Below are 580 nucleotides of genomic sequence, written 5' to 3'. Positions count from 1 at the left end.
TAATTGGACAACTAAAGATCACCAACAATGTCAGATTGAATCGCCATGACCTCATTTCTTCTGCCACACCATCCACTGTTCTTTACCTTTGAAGACATCAACGCTGTCGGTAACGGGTGCGCTTTCGATTAGGTTGAAGTTGGCCTCTAGCCTTTGTTCAAGCTCTCCGCTACGCAAACAAAAGGGAGGAAAACGCGATCGGTAGTCGTCGCTGATAACAAAATACCCCACCAGCAAGCCATTACTTGGTAGCAAACGCTCAATCATCGCAAAGTAATCACCCCATATTTCTCTCGGTAGTGCGGCTAAAAATGCGCGTTCATAAATCACATCAAACGCTCGGGAAAAGTCCGCATTAAATACATCCCCCAACATCACTTTATCTTGATGTTGACCAAGCTGAGATTTCGCAAGATTGACGGCTTCTGCGCTGTAATCCATTGCGATAACGTCATGTCCGCAATCGACAAAATGCGATACTTCATAAGCTGCGCCGCAGCCGGGGATAAACACCGAATGAGTCTTGTCAGCAATGCGCTTTAAGTAGTGCTTCAGCTCGTTTGGCGTTTGGTTACGATCC

The 580-nt window shown here is 46.4% G+C and carries 1 protein-coding gene; it reads right to left on the bottom strand.

Annotated features, from left to right (window positions below; genetic code table 11):
• Nucleotides 1-51 precede the first annotated feature (51 nt).
• Nucleotides 52-580, bottom strand: a 529-nt coding sequence (locus tag R7093_RS26815; protein WP_318147223.1) for a methyltransferase domain-containing protein, incomplete at its 5' end; no start/stop codon positions are given.

The organism is Vibrio sp. 1580 (assembly GCF_033340055.1).
The sequence above is the reverse complement of the archived record's forward strand: the minus strand, read 5'-3'. Positions and strand labels throughout refer to the sequence as shown.